Here is a 22,002-nt window from a genome sequence, read left to right as displayed (position 1 = left end):
AATAAATTATTGGTTTTATAATTGTATTATCAATTTTTATGTTATACTATATTTTATCAAATTATTATTTTTGTCAGAGAAAAGGAGAAATTATACGTGGGAAGAGTATACAATTTTTCAGCGGGTCCTGCACAACTACCGGTTTCAGTTCTTGAACGGGCTCAGGAAGAATTATTGTCCTATCAAGAGAAGGGTATGTCCGTAATGGAAATGAGCCATCGTTCTTCTGATTTCAAGAAAATTATTGAGCGGACAGAAGAACTAATCAGGGAATTAATGGGAATACCTGAAACATACCGGGTGCTGTTTATTCAAGGGGGAGCATCATTACAATTTTCTATGGTTCCGTTAAATTTATTAAAGGACGGCGGACATGCCTACTACGTGAATACGGGGTCATGGTCAAAAAAAGCCCTTTCTGAGGCGAAAAAAATCGGAGAAGCAAAAATTTTGGCTTCCTCAGATGATCAGAATTTCACATATATTCCGGAGCAAGATTTACAACAAATTAATGAACAAACAGACTATGTGCATATTACAACAAATAACACAATTGAGGGTACACGGTTTACAAAATTTCCAATTACCGGTCATGTTCCTTTGGTAGCTGATGCATCATCGAATATATTATCAGAACAATGGGATGTGTCAAAATTCGGTTTAATCTATGCCGGTGCTCAGAAAAATTTAGGCATATCGGGGTTGACCATTGTCATCATTCGTGAAGACTTGATTGGACATGCGAAAGCAGATGTTCCAACCATGCTCAACTATGAAACATATGCGAAAAATAATTCCTTATATAATACACCACCAACTTTTGCAATTTATATAACAATGCTTTTGATGGAATGGTTAAAAGAACAAGGTGGAGTCGCAGCCATAGAAGAAAGAAACAAAGAAAAAGCCAATCTCCTATATAAGGCAATAGAAGATTCCAAATTATTTTATTCAAACGTGAAAAGAGAAGACCGTTCATTAATGAATATTCCGTTTATGACGGATTCCGATGAACTGAATAAATTATTTGTAAAAGAAGCTGAACAAGAAGGATTACATCAATTAAAAGGTCACCGTTCCGTAGGGGGAATGCGTGCGAGCATCTACAACGCGATGCCAATTGAAGGTGTCAAGGCGTTAGTTGATTTCATGAATGAATTTGAGAGAAAACATATTTAAGGGGTTGAAAGCATGTATTCCATCCGCACATATAATTCAATTGCCAAAAGAGGTCTTGATGTTTTTACAGATAACTATGAAATAAATGCAAGTGATTATCCGGATGCGATTTTATTACGTAGCTATAACTTACATGAAGAAGTGATTCCCGAATCTGTCAAGGCAATTGCCCGGGCAGGTGCCGGTGTAAATAATATTCCTGTTGATCGTTTGACAGAGGAAGGGATAGTGGTCTTTAATACGCCCGGTGCCAATGCCAATGCGGTGAAAGAATTATTACTTATGAGTTTAATAGCAACTTCCAGGCATTTAGTGGAAGCAGTAAGCTGGACGAAATCATTAATTGGTGAGGGAGAAAATGTTCCAAAGCTTGTTGAAAACGGGAAAAAGCAATTTGTAGGAACGGAGATTTCCGGGAAGAAACTTGGTGTGATTGGTGTTGGAAAAGTTGGCGTACTTGTTGCTAATGATGCACATGCATTAGGAATGGAGGTTATGGTTTATGACCCGTTCATTTCGGTTAATGCAGCTTGGCAATTATCGCGAAATATAAAGAGAGCGGAAAGTGTCAATGAAATTTTCCAATCATGTGACTACATTACCATCCATGTGCCTTTGACATCAGAAACAAAAGGGATGCTTAACCAAAATGCTTTCGAAATCATGCAAAATCATGTGCATATTTTTAATTTTTCCCGGGGTGAGTTAGTAAACGAAGACGACTTGGAGATCGCTCTTCAAGAAAGGAAAATTGCCGGCTATATAACCGATTTTCCGACAGAAAGAATTTTACAAATGAAAAATGTTGTCGCACTTCCGCATTTAGGTGCTTCAACGACGGAAGCCGAAGAAAATTGTGCCTATATGGCTGCCAACCAAATTAAGGAATATTTAGAAACCGGCAATATTCAAAACTCTGTTAATTTCCCAAACATCAGCATGCCGTATGTCGGGAATAAGAGACTTTCGATTATTCATAAAAACATACCGAATATGGTCGGTCAAATTACGAGTTATCTTGCTAATCATTCGATCAATATTGCAAATATGGTTAATGGCAGTAAAGGAGCATTTGCCTATACGATGATTGATATTGATAATGGTATTCCAAGCGAAGTACGGAATGAACTAACGGAAAATATTAGCCGAATAAATGGTGTGATAAAAGTGAGGATTATTTAATTGTAATTTGGATAGGTTTTTCGGCAGGGTGCAAAAGCAAAGATAAATTTATCATTGCTTTTAATGGATATGTTTTCGGCAGGGAAGGGAATGCGAACGGTAAATTGGAAATACCCTTCTCTTTTTTGTATGATACAAATTACCTAAACATGTACGAGGTGGATATTCACATACTAAAATGATAGAATTTAAGTAAGAGCGGGCCTCTTTCAGCCTCAAAAATTGCTAAACATTGAGGGACATAAGATGAATGAAAAGATTATAATTTATCATACGAATGACTTACACAGTCATTTTCAATATTGGCCAAGAATCCGCCAAAAACTATTAAAGCAAAAGCAAATCCATAAAGAGTTGCATGAGTCAATGTTTTTATTTGATATCGGTGACCACTTAGACCGGTTCCACCCATTTACAGAAGCAACTTTAGGGAAAGGGAATGTTCGCCTGCTCAATGACGTTGGATTTCATGCTGTTACCATTGGCAATAATGAAGGCATTACCTTATCACATCAAGATTTACTCCACCTTTATGATGAAGCACAATTTGATTGCATTGTCGCCAACTTATATGATAATGAAGGTAACAGACCACATTGGGCGAAACCATATACCATTTATGAAACCTTGCAGAAAACGAAAATCGGTGTCATTGGTGTGACGATTAACTTTACTAATTTTTATGAACCACTGGACTGGGTGGTAACGAATCCATTTGCAGAGTTGGAAAAGTGGATTCCGATTGTGCGGGAAAAAGTGGATGTTTTAATCATACTATCCCATTTAGGTCTGTCTGATGATGAAAGGATTGCCGAACAATTTCCACAAGTCGATGTTATTTTAGGTGCGCATACTCATCATATTTTGCCTGAAGGAAAATGGGTTAATGGTTGTTTATTATGTTGTACCGGTAAATTTGGCTTAAACTTAGGTAAAGTAGAATTATTGCTAAATCATGAAAAGAAAACGATCAAAAAAAGGGCTGAACTAATCCCGTCAAGAAATTTGGATAAAGAAGATCAGGAAGAAAATTTTGACCAAAGATTGATTGAAGAAGGAAAGGAACTTCTGTCTAATCCGGTTGCCTATTTGCCAAAAAAACTGGAAACAGACTGGTTTCATCATACTGAATTGAATCAATTGTTATGTGCGTCCTTAACAGAATGGTGCGAGGCAGATTGTTCCTTTCTCAATGCAGGTGTTCTGTTAGATCATTTAGGTCCGGGCATAGTGACCGATTATGATATTCATCGGATCTGTCCGCATCCGATTAACCCGTGTACTGTGCGATTAACCGGTGCTGAATTAAAAGAAGTCATCGTCCAAACGGTAGATGATAAATATACAACTTTAGAAATTAAAGGATTTGGTTTTCGCGGGAGTATTTTTGGGAAAATCATTTATGATCAAATTGAAATCAGCGGCCAAGGATCAGCGATAAAAATCCAAATTAATGGCGAAGACCTTCAAATGGAGCGAAATTATACGGTTGCCACGCTGGATATGTTTACATTTGCCCGCTTTTATCCGGAAATAACCCGGGCTGAGAAAAAATATTACTTACCGGAATTTTTAAGAGACCTGCTCAGATGGAAACTAAAGTGTAATTATCCGGTAAAGAGCGAATACTAACCGGTCATATCTGCACATATCGTCCCTATTTTCATAATGTAATATGGAAAGGGGCGAATAAAATGATTGATATCAAACCTTTAACAATAGAAAATCGGATTTTTATTGCGGTTGTCGTAAAGTTGCCAAAAACAACATTATTGGCTGTTACAAGTGAGAAAGGTTATATTATGTGTGGTGCTTTAGATGTTCACTTGCTTAATAACCGTTTAAAGGATCGGAAAATCATCGCCGCCAGAGCAGTTGGTGTTAAAACGATTGATGAATTGTTAAATGCGCCACTGGAATCTGTAACAGAGGAAGCGGAAAGCCGGGGAATTAAAAAGGGAATGATTGGGAAAGAAGCACTACTATTCATGTAAAATATTTTAAAGATAAGCGTTAAATCCCCCTTTACAAGCATAAGTATAATTTGTAAGGGGGGATTTATTATTGGTAAAATTTCGCCGATATCCACGACGTTCTCTGTTTTTTCGAACATTTAGGCCATATAAAGTATATAAACCTTATAAACCGATAAAACCGAAACCACTCCCGTTTCGCTATGTTGTTTTACTGTCCTTTGTCTTTTTTCTATTATCAACATCACTGGGATTATGGATAGTCAACAGTGCCTTAAAGCCAACACTTATGGCGTACGCAGAATCACAATCAATCAATTTGGCTACATATATTATAAATAAATCAATCAGGCAAGAAATTGATAACGGACTCGATTTAAATGACATTATTAAAGTAGATCCGTACGGCAATTCAACATTAACTTCTTTTAATATGGGAAAAATAGAAGATACAGCAAATCGGATCACAAATCAAATTTTAAAAAATATTAATTCAATGGAGCATATGGATGGGTTTTCGCCGGCCCTTGCGACAGATGGGGAAATTAAAGAAGTTGAACCAAGTGCTGCGGGTGGGATTCAATTTAAGGTTCCTTTTGGTAGAATTACAGATCATATTTTATTGGCAAATTTAGGACCTGATATTCCGGTTGAATTTAAAGCGATCGGTGATATTGAATCGAATATTGAGACAACGACAAAAGAACATCAAATTAATAGTACATGGTTTGAAATCCGCCTCCATATTAAAGTCGGCATTCAAATGCTTGTTCCATTTACATCGGAAATGAAAATGATTGAGCGAAATGTGCTATTAGCTTCAGGTGAAATGAAAGGTGATGTCCCGCAGTTTTATAATAGCGGAGGCGGACAACTGACGCCTTCGATTGTGTTGCCTGAGGAGAAGGAAAAAAAGGATAAAAAGGAATAAAGGGATCTTGCCGTTTTAGTTACTCACTTCGAATAACGAAAGACTAGAAATTTTTTGATCGATAAGAATTATTTAACGAGAAATGTGCGCTACATTATCATCTTTATTTTGATATGTAGACGATAAAGGACCGAGGAAAAAACTTCCCCGGTCCAAGCCATTTATTTATATTCCGCCCAAGTAGGCTTCTTTTACTTTTTCGCTGTTTTGCATTTCTGATGCATTCCCGGATAAAACAACGGAACCGGTTTCGATAACATAAGCCCGGTTTGCGATGGAAAGGGCCATATGTGCATTCTGTTCCACAAGCAAAATTGTCGTTCCGTCCTTATTAATTTCTTGGATAATGTTGAAAATTTGTTTTACTAAAAGTGGAGCCAAGCCCATGGACGGTTCATCCAGCAACAGTAATTTTGGTTTTGCCATAAGCGCACGACCGATTGCCAGCATTTGCTGTTCCCCGCCGGATAAAGTTCCGGATAATTGGTTCCGCCGTTCATGCAATATTGGAAACAACGAAAATACCTTGTCCAAATCTTGTTTTATTCCCTTTTTATCCTTCCGTAAATAAGCGCCGAGGTCAAGGTTTTCCTCCACAGTCATATTGGCAAAAACTCTTCGCCCCTCGGGAACATGGGAAATTCCGGCTTTCACAATCGATTGAACGGGTTTTACACGAATGGATTCACCTAAATAATGTATTGTTCCGGCAGTTGGTCGCAATAATCCGGATAATGTTTTTAAAAGCGTTGTTTTTCCTGCTCCATTTGCCCCAATTAGGGTTACAATTTCTTTTTCTTCCACGGTTAACGAAACATTTTTCAACGCTTGAATATTGCCGTAAAAAACATCAATCCCTTCCACTTTAAGCATGGTCTTCACCAACCTCTTCACCTAAATATGCTTCAATAACCTTTGGATGTTTACGAATTTCTTCAGGTAACCCTTGGGCAATTAATTGACCGTGGTCGAGTACAAAAATTCTTTCACAAATTCCCATAACCAGTTTCATGTCGTGCTCAATAAGCAGAATCGTTAAATTAAATTTTTCTCGGATAAAAGCGATAAGTTCCATCAATTCTTTCGTTTCCTGCGGGTTCATTCCGGCTGCAGGTTCATCCAATAATAACAGCTTAGGATCAGCGGCCAGTGCCCGGGCAATTTCCAATCGTCTCTGCCCCCCGTAAGGAAGATTTTTTGCTTTTTCATCTTTTAAATGATCAAGTCCGAAAATTTTTAAAAACCCAATTGCTTTTTCTTCCATTTCCTTTTCGTTTATAAAATGGGAAGGAAGGCGCAATATGGAACTGAAAATACTATGTGTCGCCAAAGGATGATAGGCAATCTTTACATTGTCCAAAACGGATAATTCTTTAAACAAACGGATATTTTGGAACGTACGACTAATTCCTTTTCTTGTTACTTTAAAAGGCGGAAGTCCACTAATTTTTTTACCGGTAAAAATAATTTGACCCTCTGTTGGGGCATAGACGCCTGTTAACAGGTTGAAAATTGTCGTCTTTCCGGCACCGTTCGGACCGATTAAACCTAACAATTCTCCTTGGTTAATGGTCATATTGAAGTCAGATACAGCTTTCAAACCGCCAAAGCGGATACCGAGATTTTGAACATCGAGAAGAGGCTCAGCTTTCGAAATGACCATATTGTTTGCCCCCTTTGAAACTCTTTTTCTTTTGAAAAAGTTGGGTAATTTCTTTTGTCCCCATTAACCCTTGTGGTCGGTATAACATAACAATAATTAGGACAAGGCTGTAAATAATCATCCTTGTTTCTGAATATTCTTGTAAAAATGTTGAAATAATGGTTAATAAAATTGCGGAAATGACAGCACCGGACATACTGCCTAGACCACCTAAAACAACAAAAATTAAAATATCAAAGGACTTAAGAAATCCGAAGTTACCCGGCTGGATAATATAAAAATTATGGGAATACAATCCGCCTGCAATACCGGCAAAAAAGGAACCGAGTACAAAGGCAATGACTTTATAGTATGTCGTATTAATTCCCATTGCATCAGCGGCTATTTCATCTTCGCGGATGGAAATACAGGCTCGTCCGTGTCGGGAATTTGTAAAATTGGCGATCACAAGTATGGTGAGAATGGTACAAATAAAGGCAATGGTCCAATCTGTCATCCGGGTGATCATCATTCCTCGGGCACCACCGACAAAATCCCAGTTCAAGAAGACAATGCGAATAATTTCAGCAAAACCTAATGTGGCGATGGCCAAGTAGTCTCCTCGTAAACGCAGGCTGGGAATACCGACAATCAGTCCGGCAATGGCTGCCGCAAGACCTGCCGCAATGAGAGCCACAATAAACGGCATTTGTAATTTCATCGTAAATATAGCGGCAATATAAGCGCCAATCGCCAAAAATCCGGCATGACCGATGGAAAACTGACCGGTAATCCCGATGACCAGATGGAGGCTGACTGCCAGCATAATATTAATTAATATGGTAATCAATGTATTTTCATAAAACGGGTTTAATATTCCGTTATATAATAAAAATTGAATAACGGAATAGATCACAACCGCAAGCCCGAACATGAGAAAAAAGCTTTTACTCTTTTTCATATCCATTTCACCTACACTTTCTCCCGCGTATTTTTTCCAAAGATGCCGGATGGTCTAAAAATGAGAATCAGGATTAGGATAATGAAAGCTGCGGCGTCTCGCCATGAGGAAAAACCAAAGGCACTGACGATAACTTCCACAATTCCAAGGATGAAACCGCCGACCATGGCGCCGGGAATAATCCCGATTCCACCCAATACAGCTGCGATAAAAGCTTTTAATCCCGGGATAATCCCCATTAAAGGATCAATTTTAATATAATATAGTCCGAATATGACTCCGGCGGCACCGGCCAAGGCAGAACCGATGGCAAATGTTGCGGAAATGGTTGTATCTACATTTATTCCCATAAGCTGGGCAGCATCTTGATCATGACTCACTGCTCGCATAGCTTTGCCGATTTTGGTACGATGAACAATAAATTGAAGGAGAACCATTAGGACAATTGTAATTAGTAATATATAAAGCGATTGACTGTCGATTTTCGCTCCAAACAGTTCAAATGATTTAGCAGGCAAAATTTCTTTCGGATAAGCTTCCGGTTGGGCTCCACGGAAGTAGATGACTACGTATTCAATCAACAAAGAAACACCGATTGCGGTAATTAAGGCGGCAATTCTAGTTGAGTTTCTTAACCGTTTATAAGCAACCCGCTCGATAATAACCCCGAGAATTGCACAAACCGTCATCGATAATAATAAGGCGGGAAAGAAACCGAGGTTCCAGCCGGTAATTGCGAAAAAGCCGACAAATGAGCCAATCATGAATACATCGCCATGAGCAAAGTTAATTAATTTAATAATTCCATATACCATCGTATAACCGAGAGCAATCAATGCGTAAATACTACCGAGTGATATGCCGTTAACAATCTGCTGTATCCATTCCATTATGTTCACTCCCTATATAAGTACATGTTGGCTTAATCGGAAAAAGGTCAAAGTTGCAGTTGCAGTTATTAAGCTGCACTTCCTATATTAATTACTTGTTTGCTTAACTGGAAAAAGGGAGGAAAAGACCTCCCATTTTGCTGTGCGTGAAAAGTCGTCTCACCTTTATTCCGGATCAACTTTTACTTTAAATTTTTGCTCTCCGTCCACATATTCCAAAATGGTTGCAGATTTTATCGGATTATGCTTTTTATCGATCGTAACAACACCGGTTACAAGTGAAATGTCTTTTGTTTCTGCCAACGCATCCTTAACGGCTTCCCGATCTAAGCTTCCTGCACGATTAATTGCATCCACTAATAGATAAACAGAATCATAACCTAATGCGTTAAATGCGTCAGGTGATTTATCTTTATATTTTTCTTTAAATTTTGTTACGAATTCCTGGATCTTTGTATCCGGGTCTTGAGCTGAATAGTGGTTGGTAATAAATGTATTGTTTAACGCATCTTTACCGGCCAAATCAACAAGTGTCGGTGAATCCCAACCATCAGCGCCCATTAACGGCACAGTCACACCTGATTCACGGGCTTGTTTAACAATTAATCCAACTTCTTCATAATAGCCGGGAATAAATACGAATTCCGGATTGGCAGATTTAATCCGAGTTAAAGTGGAACGGAAATCTGTATCACCGGCTACATAAGATTCCTCGGCAACGATTTTTCCGCCGGCCTTCTGGAATGTTTCTTTAAATGCGGCAGCCAGACCCTTTGCATAGTCACTGGCACTGTCACTATAAATAGCAGCCGTTTTTACACCTAATTCCTTTGCGGCAAAGTTTGCAGCTACCGTACCTTGGAACGGATCAATATAAGACGTACGGAACACATACTCATTAATGGAACCATCTTCATTTTCAGTAACATTTGGAGCCGTTCCGGATGGTGATAACAAGATTGTTTTCGTATCATTTGCGATTTGTGCTTGTGCAATCGTATTCCCACTGGTTGCCGCACCGATAATAGCCAGTACATTTTCTTGGCTTGTTAAGCGGGTAGCAGCACTGGCAGCCTCAGCGTTGTCAGATTTATTATCCACTTTAACCACTTTTATTTTTTTGCCGTCTACACCACCGCTATCGTTGATTTCTTCAATTGCTAATTCCATGCCTTCAGAAATCGATTGACCGTAGGAAGCTACTTCTCCTGATAACTCAAGGTTTGCGCCAATTTTTATCGTATCTCCTTTGGCATCACCACCACCGGAATTACCACCGGAAGAATTTTGCCCCCCGGAACAACCGGCCAATACACCGGCAAACAATGTAGAGGCTACCAAAATTTTCTTAATACTACTTTTCATACATATCCCCCTTTTATAATTCAGTGATAATTCTGACAAATAATGTTAGATTACTAGATTTAATCCAAGTAGATCTAGCAACAGATAATTGTCAGAAGTGAGTGAATAAAAATATAATTATATCAATATATAGATATTGTAAATCATAAACTTCATTTCGTCCAGTTGTTTTTTAAAAATAAAAATATTTATCTGAAGTGGGTATATTTTTTAAGGAAGGAAATATTCCATTAATAGAAAAAAACTACAGTATCTGATAACTGTAGTCTTATATAAATATTCTGTAAAAATAATTATTTTTTGTTTTTTGTCTCTCTTTCCCATCGTTTTAAGTGTGGAAATGGATCAAAAGACCATTCGGTTTTTCCGTTATCTTTATACATTCCATAGTGAAGATGCGGGGGGAATTTCCCCGCTGTGCCCGGTGGTCCATATCCGGAACTTCCGACACTGCCGATTAATTGCCCCGGTTTTACCATATCGCCTAACTTTAAATCTTTTGCAAATCCGTTCAAATGGGCAAAATAATGATACGTATTGTTTATATCACGAATCCCGAGTCGCCAGCCTCCATATTTATTCCAACCTTTCATTTCAATCACACCGTAACAGGTTGAATAGACATTAACGCCATAATCGGCAAAAATATCTGTTCCTTCATGAATCCGTCGGCCGCCCCAACCCCTGGCATCTCCCCATGTATCACGATAACTAAAGTTTGCCCGAATCGGGAGAGGAAAGTGATGTTCCTCCAAATTTAACGTTTGCCAGGTATGATACATTTTTGCAAAACTGACTATTATTCCTACCGTTTTATCTCGTTTATAATACTCCCAAAGCCCTATTTTAATATGGTCTTCATCTGTTCCGAAATTCAATAAGTAATTGGCCATGGTATATAAAACATCTTCATCATTTGTTCTTTCCGCTTTGCCGTCACCATTACCATCCTGACCAATCCCGCCAAAAATTTTTATACTTAGAGGATTCGTATCTTCTTGATCCGGATTGAGAAGACCGCACCACTTTTCAGCCGGAATATAAATCCCCGTTAATCCGGTTGGCTTCGGTAAATCTTTCCGGACTGAGCGAATATTTCTTTCATATTGATCGATGGCAGCTAAATAATACCAAGGTATAAAAGTAACGCTTTCGATCTTTTTATAAAGCACCATTCGCCTTTGATATAATTCCTCTCTTTCCGAATCGGCAGCGAAAACATTTCCGGGATAAAATAAGGTGAGGAGAAAGCAGATTGTGATTATATGTATAATATTGCGCAAATACTACACCTCCCAATTGTATAATGCTAATTTTTGCATCCGATTGAACATTCATGATTGATATATTTTGGTAAAAACAGTGTGTTTTCTAAGCAAACGATATTAGTGATTGAACACGAAAAATGGGGTATAATCATTTTATAGGCTTTGTCAAAGATGAGGGTGATATACATATGGTTTGTATCTACAATTTTTGTTATGAATTGGTGGAAGAAAGAAAAAACGGGTTTAATGAACAAGCTTTTCGTGAACGATACAGTGAGATACTAAGTCGCTATGATTATATTGTTGGTGACTGGGGATATGGTCAATTAAGGCTAAAAGGTTTTTTTGATGACCAGAATCAAAAAGCAACCTTTGATACGAAAATTAGTACATTATCGGAATATCTTTATGAATATTGCAATTTTGGCTGTCCCTATTTTGTTTTAAAAAAAGTGGACAAGTAATTAAAGTTTTAAAACGATTGATTCTTTCAACATAAAAGAAGATCGTAATCAAATGAGCTGTTGTTATAAAAGGAGATGACCCATCATGTTTTTTGTCGATCGGGAAAAAATTGAAGATACCCTTACCTTTTTAGAAGGACAAATCAACATTTTTAATCAATTGGATCAGATTGAAAACCAAGTGCAAAAAGCGGCACTGGAGCGGGTGGCCCAAATGATGTTAGAATCCGTCATCGATGTCGGTAACAGCCTTATCGACGGTTTTATTATGCGTGATCCGGGAAGTTATGAGGATATTATTGATATCCTTTTGGACGAGCAGGTAATTGGCGAAAAAGATGGGGAACAGCTGAAAAAACTAATTCCTTTTAGAAAAAGTTTAGTTCTCTTTTTCACATCCATTGATCATGAAGAACTGTATCGGCTTGTAAACGAAAATTTGCAGGCCTTTATAGATTTTCCAACCCATGTCAGAACATACTTAGCAAAAGAACTGGGACCGGTATCTGCATTTAAAAGTAAGTGAAAAAAGGAAAGCTGAAAATTGGTCATTAGAAAATCATAACAAACAGGGCGGTCAACATCATACCTCCACCAAACACAATAAAAAAGGTTTATTTTCATGGTAAACCGGTTTGCTAAACGAATTTTATTTTCGAACATAGGTTCGTAAACATTGAAAGGAGAACGAATGAAAAAGTATCAAGGTTATTTGATTGATTTAGATGGAACGATGTATCGGGGATCAGAAAAAATTGAAGCGGCAGGCAGATTTGTTCAACGTTTAGTGAAGCATAACGTTTCCTATTTGTTCGTAACGAATAATTCAACAAGGACGCCGGAACAAGTCGCGGAGAAATTGAGATCCTTTGATATTCCTGCAACAAAAGAGCAAGTATTTACGACAAGTATGGCAACTGCTAATTACATAGAAGAAATAGATAAAAATGCAACGGTTTATTATATTGGAGAAGAAGGACTTCAAACCGCCTTGGAAGAAAAAGGATTTCGTTTCGCCGGAGAAAATGCCGATGTTGTCGTTGTCGGTCTTGATCGCGAAATTACGTATGAAAAATTAGCGGTAGCTTGCCTGGCTATACGTAATGGTGCCAAGTTTATTTCGACAAACGGTGATATTGCTTTGCCGACAGAACGCGGATTGATGCCCGGTAATGGTGCGCTGACGGCTTTAATTAGTACTTCAACGCAAGTACAACCAATTTTCATCGGAAAGCCGGAAACGATTATTATTGAACAAGCTTTAAAAGTAATCGGTTCGGATAAGACGGAAACGTTGATGGTTGGTGACAATTACGATACGGATATTGCTGCAGGGATTCGTACCGGTCTTGACACGTTAATCGTTCATACCGGTGTAACGAGTAAAGAGAAATTGAAGGAATTCCGTGAACAACCGACCTATTCAATTGATTCACTGGATGAATGGGAGTTTTGATTGGAGATGTTAAAAAATCCCTAAAAAAGGGATTTTTTAACATTTTACCACATATTTTGAACTGCCGCTATTTCTGTCAATTTGGAATGTATGTTACTCTACATTCGCTGCTCTGTGGGCAAGACGGCTGGACGCTGCGGCAGCAATCGCCCCAACAAGATCATCTAAAAACGTATTAACTTTCCCTGTTGATTTATCGTTCAAATACTTCAAAATTCCCGGTTTTAATTTGTCAATATAACCATAATTCGTAAAACCGATTGAACCATAGACGTTCACAATCGAAAATGCCAAAATTTCATCCACTCCATAAAGACCTTCATCCGTTTTAACAATTGACAACAGTGGTTCTTCCAATAATCCTTTTTCTGCAAGAACATCTAATTGAACCCCGGTAATCACCGCATTTTGCACTTCCCTTTTTTTCAATACAGCTTCAACGTTTTCAATACAGTCTTGTAATTGTAATTCAGGATGATAGCCCTTTTGTAGAAAATAGACTAATTCCGCAATATTTTTAATGGTTACACCCCGATCTTCCAACGCTTTTTTTGCAATATCTCCTATTTGTGGAAACATATTTGATTGTTCATTCATATCATTCACCAGTCCTTATTCATTAATTTGAAACAATACCTGATATGTATAGTTAGGTAAAAGAAAATATATTTGGTAAATCCATCATAATATTAATTATAACAATGATTTTAAAAAAATGTTAAAAAGGGGAACAGCGCATGATTCAGTTCTTGCAACAGGAGTTTGGCATTTTCCCGGGTCAATCTTTTAAAATCCGCCAATATGATGCTTATTATGATGGTCATCATATTTATATTTTGATAAAAGTATATGAACAGGAGCAGGAAGAATTACAGGTTCGCTATGAAATGACAAATTATCTTCGGCAAAATGGCGAAAAGTTTGTTCCTGCTTTTTTCGCTGCCACGGACGGGAGATTTGTTAAACAGCTGGATGAAAATTATTATATTGTTTTAAAGTTAGAGCAATGGCGAAATAAACGATATCAATTTCCGGGCAGGCGGTTGGCTTACTTTCATAACCATGGGAAATATTTTCGGTCAGAAAAAGATGTACTAAATCGGCTTGGTAAATGGAAAGAGTTATGGGAAAGCCGCATTGATCGGCTAGAAAAAATATGGCAACAGAACGTAATGAATCAACCGAATAATGACTTTGAACGACTTTTTATTGATTCTTTTCCTTATTATGCCGGGATGACTGAAAATGCCATTCAATATTTTGTAGATACGACGATCGATGAGCAACCGGCCGGTTTTGATGTTGCGACCGTTTGCCATGAACGATTTACCATGGATACTTGGACAGATCCGATCATTTTGAAAGATCCTTTTGATTGGATTGTTGATCACCCGGTGCGGGATATTGCAGAATGGATTCGGCATGTGTATTTCAGCCAGCCGCAAATGGTCCAGAAACCAATTCAAAAATTTATTCAAGATTACGAAACACAGACGTCTTTATCTCCTTTTGCTTGGCGGTTACTGTATTCCCGTTTAGTTTTGCCAATTCACTACTTTCAATGTATTGAATTGTATTACGCCCGTTTGGCAGATAATTTTGACAATAGCATGACAGGAGAAATAAAGAAAATTCTCAATCAATCCGGTGATTATGAACGTTTCCTGGCTCATTTTTATGATATGGCCGGAGCTCCTCATCGTTCACTTCAATTACCAAAGCTCGATTGGTTCAACTAACCATCCGTGGGAAAAACCCCCACGGATGGAAATTTCACTTTATTTTTATGATATAATAATGGCAGTAGAATAGATTGAAGTTTTGGAGGGTTAGTTATGTCATCGAAACCGTATATATACATAACAAGAAAACTGCCGGAAGAGATAATTAATAATCTTTGTACATTTGCCGATGTTGGCATGTGGGAAAAAGAAGAAGAACCGGTTCCACGGGAAATATTATTGCAGGAAACGAAGAAAGCGGACGCACTGTTAACGATGTTATCTGACCGTATTGATGAAGAAATTTTTCAAGCAGGCGAAAAATTGAAAGTAATTGCAAACTTGGCGGTCGGCTATGACAATATTGATATTGAACTTGCCACAAAATACGGAATCGCTGTTTGCCATACACCCGATGTTTTAACCGATACGACTGCTGATTTGGCCTTTTCCTTATTATTAATGGTGGGGAGACGTTTAGCTGAGTCCGTAGAATTGGTAAAAAGTGGAGAGTGGAAAAGTTGGAGCCCGCTATTTATGGCAGGTACGGATATCCATCATAAAACAATTGGAATTGTTGGCATGGGGAAGATCGGTGAAGCTTTGGCAAAACGGGCATTAGGCTTTGATATGAACGTTTTATACCATAATCGTCATCGGAAAATGGATGTTGAAAAAGCATTAGGGGTTCACTATCGCTCTTTTCCTGATCTTGTAACTGAGTCCGATTATGTTGTTTGTTTAACCCCGCTGACGGAAGAAACAAGAGGAATGTTCACCAAAGACGTATTTCGAAAAATGAAAAAAACGGCATTTTTTATCAATGTGGCCAGAGGTGCGGTAGTGATAGAAGAAGATTTACTGTTGGCACTTAGAGAAGGAGAAATTGCCGGAGCGGGTCTTGATGTATTTGAAAAAGAACCGATTGATCCGCAACATCCTTTTTTAAAAATGAAAAATGTAGTTGCTCTCCCGCATATCGGCAGTGCATCAATTGAAACACGAACAGCAATGATGAAGCTTTGTTGCCGGAATATCGAGTTGATTTTGAAAAATGAAAAGCCGATTAGTATAGTGAATGAAGCAGTGTTTTTAGCTAAATGATTGAAAATTTATTCCATGCGTTACGCTGAGAAAAAAGGGCTGGGGTAAAGATCCCCCGCCCTATAATCAATTTAAAACACTTGTTCAACTTCTACAACACCCGGGACTTCTTCAAATAATGCCCGTTCAATACCCGCCTTCAATGTAATAGTCGAACTTGGGCATGTTCCACAAGCACCAAGTAACCGCAATTTAACAACGCCATCTTCCACATCAACAAGTTCACAATCCCCGCCGTCACGGAGAAGAAACGGACGCAGTTTATCTAAAACCTCTTGGACTTGTTCTTTTAATTCAGGCATTCCATCGCACTCCTTTCTAAATCCTATTATAATAAGGATAGAGAGAAAAATCCATTTGTTAGTTTTGTAAAGAATCCCAGGTCTAATTTTTTTGACCCTTGATGCATGGTTCAGTGAAATCGGCTGTAAATGGATCTTTCGCAGCTTCCTTGTGGGCTTAACCTTAAGTCCTAAAATTTTCAACTACTTAGAATCTGGGAAATTTTACTTTTAGTGGTTAAAAAATTGTACTCATTGTCATTGTTTGAGATGATTGTAAAATGTAAGGGAGAAAGGAGAATACCTATGGAAATTTTCAATCCGGTTGTCATTACCATTTATGGTGCGGAACAAATTTGTGCAAGTTGTGTTAATCTGCCATCATCAAAAGATACGTATGAATGGCTGCAGGCTGCAATTTCAAGAAAATATCCGAATCAACCATTTGTGATTGATTATGTCGATATTATGAATCCGCCTGATGATGAGGAAAAGCGGCAATTCGCCGAAAAGGTAATTGAGGAAGATTTGTTTTACCCGGTTGTCGTCATTGGTAATCAAATCGTGGCGGAAGGGAATCCAAATTTAAAGGTAATTTACGCAGAAATGGAAAAATACGGATATAAGTAAGCTGGACTTTAAAAAAGGTTTATCCCGGCAAACAATGTATGTTTATAATAATTAAGACAATTTCCTCAAATCGAGGAAATTGTCTACTATATTTTCAACCGTTGTGAAATTTATACAGCCAGAGAATCCCGGATTTTAATAGTCTTGCTACACGTCCGGTCAATGGACGCTCAGCGACGAGACCGAATCCTTGTTTTTTCCCTAACGAACCAAGAATCCCTTTCAATTTTATTTCCGGCAACTCATCCGGCAAATCTTCCCCATTCCATCTTTTTAATAATACTTGAGCAATTTGGTCGCCTTGTGCTTCTGCAAGTTGGGCACTCGGTGCAAACGGCAAGCTTGCACAGTCACCGACTACGTAAACATGTTCATTTCCGGGAATATTATGATAAGGTGTCAAAACAACTCTCCCGGATTCGTCCTTTTCAACATCAAGTTCGCGAACAACTTTATTTGGGCGAATCCCTGCTGTCCAAACAATACAATCAAATTTCATTGGTTCATCATGATTATATAAAATGCCTTCTTCCACTTTTGTGATATTTGCATAGTTGACAATGGTGACTCCATGGTCTTGAAACCAATCGTTGACATATTTACTCAACTTCTCCGGAAACTTTGAGAGAACCATTTTGCCACGATCAAACAAAAATATTTTTAAATCAGGTCTTGATTCATGAAGCTCACTGGCAATTTCTACTCCGCTTAATCCGGCACCGACAATCGCCACTCTTGAACTTCTAGGCAAATTATTTAACGCATTATTTGTCTGTCTCGTTGCTTCAATGGATTGGATTCCGTACGTATACTGATCGGCCCCCGGAATATCATGGTACTTATCTTCACAGCCTAATCCAATAATAAGATCATCGTAAATAATTGCTTCATGGTTTTGCAATTCAACTCGGTTGTTTTGCAAATCGATATGACTCACTTCATCATTAATAAATTCCAGTTGCGGGTGATTCGGAAATGCTACCCGAATGTGGTTATCCGGGATAGTCCCGGCTGCCAGGGCATAAAATTCGGTTTTAAAACAGTGATAAGGTGCTTTATCCACTAGCACGATTTTAATGTCTTCTGGAACTCCGCTTTGGAAAAGTTTTTGCATAATCCGCATTCCACCGTAACCGCCGCCTAAAATGACAAGTTTTTTCATGGTATTTTCCCCTTTGTTTGATTCTAGTTACTCCTCAATTTTTGTTAAACTTTTATTTTTCTAATATTATAAAATTGGAAGTGAATCCCCTTTCATTTCTGAAAAACATATTCAATAAAATTATATTTGAATGATAAGAAATATACAACCGATATTTACTATTTTAGCGGGTTCACAACAAATTGGATAGGAAACCGACCCGGAACACGAAAAAACATTGTGAAATAATCAATTCCATTTCGTTGTGAATTACAGCAAGAATGTTTATACTAAAAGTATAGTTAAAAAAGGAAAAACATCCTTGATACATGAAGGAGGTTTCAAAATGGAAAATGTGATTTTTTTATCGGAATCTGCCGCATACCAAGTAAAAGACATGATGGAACAAAATAATGAACAAGATGCGTATTTACGTGTTTTTGTTAAAGGCGGCGGCTGCAGTGGTTTATCCTATGGGATGACTTTGGAACATACAGTGAAAGAAACGGATATTGAGTTTGAACAACATGGTATAAAAGTTCTTGTTGAGAAAACAGATGCTGCCATCTTACAAGGAACAAAAATAGATTATAAACAGTCTCTCCTCGGAGGCGGCTTTACGATTGATAATCCGAACGCAATTGCCACTTGCGGATGCGGCTCATCTTTCCGTACCGCAACAAATGCCGGAGCACCCGGTGATTGTTAACATTAAGATGACAAATCGGGATACGAATAAATGGTTGGGAAAAGAAAAGCGCAGAGCGCCCGCTTAGCGACGTACAAACTGGAGCGCCCCGCAATGAGAACAGATTTGCTTCCTCGAATAGACATCGCACGAAGAAAAAGCGATTAGCTTTTTCGAGGAAAAGGAAACACGGCGAGGGACGAGCCGATGTTGACTTATCGTAGTGGAGGGGAGTGAAGTTTGCTAGTCGCTGGGGCTCGTAGCTAGACAATAAAACTAATCCCAAGTTAATTGCTTGTATTTTTATACTTTCTTATACTAAAAGAAAAAAACTCCTCTTCGGTAAATGTTCGAAGAGGAGTTTTTTTTCATTACTCAAATAAGGAAGTACTGTGCATAGGTTGAATTCTTGCACTTGGATCGATATATTTTTTTGCATTGCTTACCGCTATCGGGGCTTCTCCAAATCCGGTTGCAATCAATTTCACTTTCCCGTCATACGTACAAATATCACCGCATGCATAGACACCCTCGATATTGGTTTCCATTTTCGAATTGACGACAATTGAATTTTTTTCAATATTCAAGCCCCATTCCTTGATTGGACCCAAAGATGAAACAAATCCATAGTTGACAATCACATCATCGACATCAATGATTTCGGTTTCTTCCTGTTTGACGACTTGGATTTTGACTTGATTGATGTTTTCCCCGTCACCAATCAATTCGACCGGAACAAAAGGCGTTTTTATTTCAACATTCGAATTACGCATGTTTTCGACGGTATGTTCATGAGCTCGAAATTTATCGCGACGATGGACAATCGTCACTTTTTCGGCAATCGGCTCAAGCATAAGTGCCCAATCTACTGCAGAATCACCGCCGCCAAAGATGACTACTTTTTTATTTTGAAAATAATTCATGTCGTTTATAAAATAATGTAAATTTTTCCCTTCGTAATCTCTGGCATTTTCTAATTCCAGTTTTCGCGGTTGGAAAGCCCCGTTGCCTGCCGTAATAATAACCGTCTTTGTATAATGAATTTCCTGATTTGTTGTTAACTTAAAAATGCCATCTTCTTGTTTTTCCAGTTTTTCAACGGATTGATCCAGACAGACGGTAGGTTCGAACAATTTAATTTGTTCCTGTAAATTATCTACCAACTCCCGAGCTCGGATTTTTGGAAAACCTGCCACATCGTAAATGAATTTTTCCGGATATAGCGCCGTTAATTGACCGCCTAATTGCGGCAAACTTTCTATTATTTTAACGGTTGCTTTTCGCATGCCACCGTAAAAAGCGGTAAATAACCCGGTCGGGCCGCCACCGATTATCGTTATATCATAAACTTGTGTATCTTCTTTCAAAGGTATCCCTCCAATTAACATTCACAAATATTTTATCATAAGTTTTAGCAATTCCGAAAGATTCACTTCTAAAGTTTGTAAAAAAAAGAACTGCGCAGGCCGTTTGTTCATTTCAAAGCTTTGATAATTGACGAAATATTTTTTGCTTTAGTAAACTGAGTAAAGGGTAATGTTAAAGTTCAGAAAAAAAGATGACGGAAACGACTTTTATGTTAATCAAGATGGTCTTTTACCTTAACGTGAATCCATGACCATCATGCCAATCGTTTTCCGTTATATGGAACAAGAAGGGGGGAGGGAAACCTTGCCATTCTCAATCATTCAATTAATGATTTCAATCCTGTTATTTTTCGTTTTGTTTTTCGGAATTGGTTTTATATTAAATATGCTTTTGCGGATGACATGGATTATGACTTGCATATATCCAATTGTTGTTATTTTTATTGTAGATAATATCCCTTTTATCACCTATTTTCGTGAACCTGAAGAAGCTTTTCAAACCTTAGGAACCAATTTACGTTCATTGGCTCCTGCTGACATTACTGTATTATTAAGTGGTCTAGCAGGCACAATTTTAGCCGGGTTTACAATGAAAGCGTTACGAAAAAGAGGTTATCGGATGTTTTAGTTGTCGGTAAATTGTTTTAATTAATGTATATTTTTAATATTTTCATAAAAATAGAATAAGAATTTCTCCTCTTTGTGAATATTTTTTTCTTCTTTGGGAAAGAAATAGACACGAGAGGAGTGAAAAATATGGTAAAAATAAAAACATGGTCCAAACGGATTATCATGGTCATTTTGTTTACTATTGCACTGCTAATTACTTTCCAGACTGTATCCGGAGTAAAGGCTGAAACATTACCAGACCATAAATATAATTATGAAAAAGCATCTGACAAAAAAAGAAATACAAATAAAATGTTACATTCTTTCAAGTCTATCAATTTACAATTAAAATCTTTGAAGGTTGCTACAACTTCAGCAACAAAAATTTCATCAAGTGAAGAAATTCAAGGAAAAGTTCCAAGTTTAGAGGAAGCATTTAATTGGGAAGCAGAATATCCAAGTCATTCAGTCATTGCGACCGGATATACAGCAGGATATGAGTCGACCGGGAAAAATCCTAATGATCCTTCTTATGGAATTACGTACTCCGGAGTGAAAGTAAAAAGGGACCTATATTCCACGATTGCGGCTGACTTGAATGTTTTCCCCATTGGTACAATTTTGTTTATTCCAGGCTACGGGTTTGGCGTTGTGGCGGATAAAGGTGGAGCCATCAGAGGGAATAAAATTGATTTATATTTTGAAACTGTAGAAGATGTATATAGTGAATGGGGAAAACGAGAAGTTAATGTTTATGTCGTTAAAAGAGGGAATGGATCGCTGACAGCAGCAGAACTTGAACAATTGAACGAAAATGAAGCGATGCAAGTGTTTCGCAGTCAATATTCATTAAGCAAAAAAGAATAGAACGCTCTTAACTATTTGTTCTTTTTATCGATCCTTCTGATAATCGGTGAGGGCATTTTTTTGTAATAGTTGCGAAAGTAGACAGGTAATTTTTTCCTATACATTTTTTGACGAATGGTGTAGACAAATGACGGAAAGGGTGGTATATTATTATTCGTTGTTATTTATTGAACAACTTTTTCTTATCAAGAAGGTGTTGTGGTTTTTATTCGCATCACCCGCTCCATACATATGACTAACGCAGTGTTTCGTTTCGGAAAGAACGAAGCATTGCGTTTTTTAC

Annotated in this window: 24 protein-coding genes; 14 read left to right on the top strand and 10 right to left on the bottom strand. The window is 37.9% G+C overall.

The genetic code is table 11. The annotated features are described in order from the left end of the window. The first annotated feature begins 96 nt into the window (after positions 1-96). From serC to yunB, 5 genes are all read left to right on the top strand, one after another. Positions 97-1,179 carry a 3-phosphoserine/phosphohydroxythreonine transaminase gene (gene serC / locus NSQ14_RS14655; protein ID WP_326973634.1) on the top strand — a complete coding sequence of 361 codons (1,083 nt, stop codon included), beginning with the start codon at positions 97-99 and terminating at the stop codon, positions 1,177-1,179. 12 nt (positions 1,180-1,191) lie between these two features. Further along, a complete protein-coding gene (locus tag NSQ14_RS14650; protein WP_326973633.1) occupies positions 1,192-2,361 on the top strand; it encodes a phosphoglycerate dehydrogenase in 1,170 nt (389 codons plus the stop codon). Between the two features lie 246 nt (positions 2,362-2,607). Then, positions 2,608-3,993, top strand: coding sequence for a bifunctional UDP-sugar hydrolase/5'-nucleotidase (locus NSQ14_RS14645; protein ID WP_326973632.1), 1,386 nt, complete (start codon positions 2,608-2,610; stop codon positions 3,991-3,993). A gap of 62 nt (positions 3,994-4,055) precedes the next feature. Then, the gene (locus tag NSQ14_RS14640) at positions 4,056-4,355 is read left to right on the top strand and encodes a YunC family protein (RefSeq protein WP_041903546.1); all 300 of its coding nucleotides are present in this window, start codon (positions 4,056-4,058) and stop codon (positions 4,353-4,355) included. 70 nt (positions 4,356-4,425) lie between these two features. Beyond that, positions 4,426-5,265, top strand: coding sequence for a sporulation protein YunB (gene yunB, locus NSQ14_RS14635; RefSeq protein ID WP_251241948.1), 840 nt, complete (start codon positions 4,426-4,428; stop codon positions 5,263-5,265). Between the two features lie 165 nt (positions 5,266-5,430). Here yunB and NSQ14_RS14630 read toward each other — a convergent pair whose 3' ends face one another. From NSQ14_RS14630 to NSQ14_RS14605, 6 genes are all read right to left on the bottom strand, one after another. Then, positions 5,431-6,138 (bottom strand): ABC transporter ATP-binding protein, encoded by a 708-nt coding sequence (locus NSQ14_RS14630; RefSeq protein ID WP_326973673.1) that lies wholly within the window; start codon positions 6,136-6,138, stop codon positions 5,431-5,433. After that, complete coding sequence (locus tag NSQ14_RS14625; protein ID WP_176458904.1) at positions 6,131-6,928, bottom strand: ABC transporter ATP-binding protein; 798 nt, start codon at positions 6,926-6,928, stop codon at positions 6,131-6,133. Before NSQ14_RS14625 ends, NSQ14_RS14630 begins: the two co-directional genes overlap by 8 nt. After that, positions 6,909-7,868: a branched-chain amino acid ABC transporter permease gene (locus NSQ14_RS14620; RefSeq protein ID WP_192878687.1), complete on the bottom strand. Its 960-nt coding sequence runs from the start codon at positions 7,866-7,868 to the stop codon at positions 6,909-6,911. The genes NSQ14_RS14625 and NSQ14_RS14620 overlap by 20 nt, the downstream gene beginning before the upstream one ends. Positions 7,869-7,879: 11 nt before the next feature. Continuing rightward, the gene (locus NSQ14_RS14615) at positions 7,880-8,758 is read right to left on the bottom strand and encodes a branched-chain amino acid ABC transporter permease (protein ID WP_034772121.1); all 879 of its coding nucleotides are present in this window, start codon (positions 8,756-8,758) and stop codon (positions 7,880-7,882) included. A 165-nt stretch (positions 8,759-8,923) separates the two neighbouring features. Beyond that, complete coding sequence (locus NSQ14_RS14610; RefSeq protein ID WP_346216524.1) at positions 8,924-10,123, bottom strand: ABC transporter substrate-binding protein; 1,200 nt, start codon at positions 10,121-10,123, stop codon at positions 8,924-8,926. Between the two features lie 293 nt (positions 10,124-10,416). Beyond that, positions 10,417-11,397 (bottom strand): M23 family metallopeptidase, encoded by a 981-nt coding sequence (locus NSQ14_RS14605; RefSeq protein ID WP_375293574.1) that lies wholly within the window; start codon positions 11,395-11,397, stop codon positions 10,417-10,419. 182 nt (positions 11,398-11,579) lie between these two features. Between NSQ14_RS14605 and NSQ14_RS14600 the strand changes: the two genes are divergently transcribed. From NSQ14_RS14600 to NSQ14_RS14590, 3 genes are all read left to right on the top strand, one after another. After that, a complete protein-coding gene (locus tag NSQ14_RS14600) occupies positions 11,580-11,855 on the top strand; it encodes a YutD family protein (RefSeq protein WP_041903542.1) in 276 nt (91 codons plus the stop codon). An 85-nt stretch (positions 11,856-11,940) separates the two neighbouring features. Continuing rightward, positions 11,941-12,381 (top strand): DUF86 domain-containing protein, encoded by a 441-nt coding sequence (locus NSQ14_RS14595; RefSeq protein WP_034772115.1) that lies wholly within the window; start codon positions 11,941-11,943, stop codon positions 12,379-12,381. 165 nt (positions 12,382-12,546) lie between these two features. After that, positions 12,547-13,311, top strand: a complete 765-nt coding sequence (locus tag NSQ14_RS14590; protein WP_346216523.1) for a TIGR01457 family HAD-type hydrolase — start codon at positions 12,547-12,549, stop codon at positions 13,309-13,311. Between the two features lie 93 nt (positions 13,312-13,404). Here the strand turns inward: NSQ14_RS14590 and NSQ14_RS14585 are convergent, their stop codons facing one another. Next, a complete protein-coding gene (locus NSQ14_RS14585) occupies positions 13,405-13,908 on the bottom strand; it encodes a phosphatidylglycerophosphatase A (protein ID WP_346206482.1) in 504 nt (167 codons plus the stop codon). 140 nt (positions 13,909-14,048) lie between these two features. On the opposite strand from NSQ14_RS14585, the gene yutH reads away from it, so the two are divergent. After that, positions 14,049-15,050: a spore coat putative kinase YutH gene (gene yutH / locus NSQ14_RS14580; RefSeq protein WP_095141631.1), complete on the top strand. Its 1,002-nt coding sequence runs from the start codon at positions 14,049-14,051 to the stop codon at positions 15,048-15,050. A gap of 96 nt (positions 15,051-15,146) precedes the next feature. Further along, entirely contained in the window at positions 15,147-16,136 is a 990-nt protein-coding gene (locus tag NSQ14_RS14575) for a 2-hydroxyacid dehydrogenase (protein WP_041903540.1), read from the top strand. 71 nt (positions 16,137-16,207) lie between these two features. On the opposite strand, the gene NSQ14_RS14570 is transcribed toward NSQ14_RS14575, so the two are convergent. Then, positions 16,208-16,438, bottom strand: a complete 231-nt coding sequence (locus NSQ14_RS14570; RefSeq protein ID WP_034772103.1) for a NifU family protein — start codon at positions 16,436-16,438, stop codon at positions 16,208-16,210. A gap of 285 nt (positions 16,439-16,723) precedes the next feature. Here NSQ14_RS14570 and NSQ14_RS14565 point away from each other — a divergent pair, with 285 nt between their 5' ends. After that, positions 16,724-17,047: a YuzD family protein gene (locus NSQ14_RS14565; RefSeq protein ID WP_034772101.1), complete on the top strand. Its 324-nt coding sequence runs from the start codon at positions 16,724-16,726 to the stop codon at positions 17,045-17,047. Positions 17,048-17,141: 94 nt separating this feature from the next. Here the strand turns inward: NSQ14_RS14565 and NSQ14_RS14560 are convergent, their stop codons facing one another. Then, on the bottom strand, positions 17,142-18,209 hold the full coding sequence (locus NSQ14_RS14560) for an NAD(P)/FAD-dependent oxidoreductase (protein ID WP_034772100.1): 1,068 nt from the start codon (positions 18,207-18,209) through the stop codon (positions 17,142-17,144). A 325-nt stretch (positions 18,210-18,534) separates the two neighbouring features. Between NSQ14_RS14560 and NSQ14_RS14555 the strand changes: the two genes are divergently transcribed. Beyond that, positions 18,535-18,897: a HesB/IscA family protein gene (locus tag NSQ14_RS14555; protein ID WP_034772098.1), complete on the top strand. Its 363-nt coding sequence runs from the start codon at positions 18,535-18,537 to the stop codon at positions 18,895-18,897. 350 nt (positions 18,898-19,247) lie between these two features. Here the strand turns inward: NSQ14_RS14555 and NSQ14_RS14550 are convergent, their stop codons facing one another. Beyond that, positions 19,248-20,243, bottom strand: coding sequence for an NAD(P)/FAD-dependent oxidoreductase (locus tag NSQ14_RS14550; protein ID WP_034772096.1), 996 nt, complete (start codon positions 20,241-20,243; stop codon positions 19,248-19,250). A 304-nt stretch (positions 20,244-20,547) separates the two neighbouring features. Here NSQ14_RS14550 and NSQ14_RS14545 point away from each other — a divergent pair, with 304 nt between their 5' ends. Next, positions 20,548-20,871 (top strand): YuiB family protein, encoded by a 324-nt coding sequence (locus NSQ14_RS14545; protein ID WP_095141638.1) that lies wholly within the window; start codon positions 20,548-20,550, stop codon positions 20,869-20,871. 128 nt (positions 20,872-20,999) lie between these two features. After that, on the top strand, positions 21,000-21,719 hold the full coding sequence (locus NSQ14_RS14540; RefSeq protein ID WP_034772095.1) for a 3D domain-containing protein: 720 nt from the start codon (positions 21,000-21,002) through the stop codon (positions 21,717-21,719). The last annotated feature ends 283 nt before the right edge of the window (positions 21,720-22,002 follow it).

The sequence above is a fragment of the Caldifermentibacillus hisashii genome (assembly GCF_039654145.1).
Classification (GTDB): Bacteria; Bacillota; Bacilli; order Bacillales; family Caldibacillaceae; genus Caldifermentibacillus; species Caldifermentibacillus hisashii.
Note: the sequence above shows the minus strand (reverse complement) of the source record. Positions and strands in the feature narration are given on the sequence as shown.

Bases quoted from the DNA above. Each gene is read 5' to 3' on its own strand.
- NSQ14_RS14650 (WP_326973633.1), top strand. From the start codon at position 1,192: ATGTATTCCATCCGCACATATAATTCAATTGCCAAAAGAGGTCTTGAT.
- NSQ14_RS14645 (WP_326973632.1), top strand. From the start codon at position 2,608: ATGAATGAAAAGATTATAATTTATCATACGAATGACTTACACAGTCAT.
- NSQ14_RS14640 (WP_041903546.1), top strand. From the start codon at position 4,056: ATGATTGATATCAAACCTTTAACAATAGAAAATCGGATTTTTATTGCG.
- NSQ14_RS14630 (WP_326973673.1), bottom strand. From the start codon at position 6,138: ATGCTTAAAGTGGAAGGGATTGATGTTTTTTACGGCAATATTCAAGCG.
- NSQ14_RS14625 (WP_176458904.1), bottom strand. From the start codon at position 6,928: ATGGTCATTTCGAAAGCTGAGCCTCTTCTCGATGTTCAAAATCTCGGT.
- NSQ14_RS14620 (WP_192878687.1), bottom strand. From the start codon at position 7,868: ATGAAAAAGAGTAAAAGCTTTTTTCTCATGTTCGGGCTTGCGGTTGTG.
- NSQ14_RS14615 (WP_034772121.1), bottom strand. From the start codon at position 8,758: ATGGAATGGATACAGCAGATTGTTAACGGCATATCACTCGGTAGTATT.
- NSQ14_RS14610 (WP_346216524.1), bottom strand. From the start codon at position 10,123: ATGAAAAGTAGTATTAAGAAAATTTTGGTAGCCTCTACATTGTTTGCC.
- NSQ14_RS14600 (WP_041903542.1), top strand. From the start codon at position 11,580: ATGGTTTGTATCTACAATTTTTGTTATGAATTGGTGGAAGAAAGAAAA.
- NSQ14_RS14595 (WP_034772115.1), top strand. From the start codon at position 11,941: ATGTTTTTTGTCGATCGGGAAAAAATTGAAGATACCCTTACCTTTTTA.
- NSQ14_RS14590 (WP_346216523.1), top strand. From the start codon at position 12,547: ATGAAAAAGTATCAAGGTTATTTGATTGATTTAGATGGAACGATGTAT.
- NSQ14_RS14585 (WP_346206482.1), bottom strand. From the start codon at position 13,908: ATGAATGAACAATCAAATATGTTTCCACAAATAGGAGATATTGCAAAA.
- yutH (WP_095141631.1), top strand. From the start codon at position 14,049: ATGATTCAGTTCTTGCAACAGGAGTTTGGCATTTTCCCGGGTCAATCT.
- NSQ14_RS14575 (WP_041903540.1), top strand. From the start codon at position 15,147: ATGTCATCGAAACCGTATATATACATAACAAGAAAACTGCCGGAAGAG.
- NSQ14_RS14570 (WP_034772103.1), bottom strand. From the start codon at position 16,438: ATGCCTGAATTAAAAGAACAAGTCCAAGAGGTTTTAGATAAACTGCGT.
- NSQ14_RS14565 (WP_034772101.1), top strand. From the start codon at position 16,724: ATGGAAATTTTCAATCCGGTTGTCATTACCATTTATGGTGCGGAACAA.
- NSQ14_RS14560 (WP_034772100.1), bottom strand. From the start codon at position 18,209: ATGAAAAAACTTGTCATTTTAGGCGGCGGTTACGGTGGAATGCGGATT.
- NSQ14_RS14555 (WP_034772098.1), top strand. From the start codon at position 18,535: ATGGAAAATGTGATTTTTTTATCGGAATCTGCCGCATACCAAGTAAAA.
- NSQ14_RS14540 (WP_034772095.1), top strand. From the start codon at position 21,000: ATGGTAAAAATAAAAACATGGTCCAAACGGATTATCATGGTCATTTTG.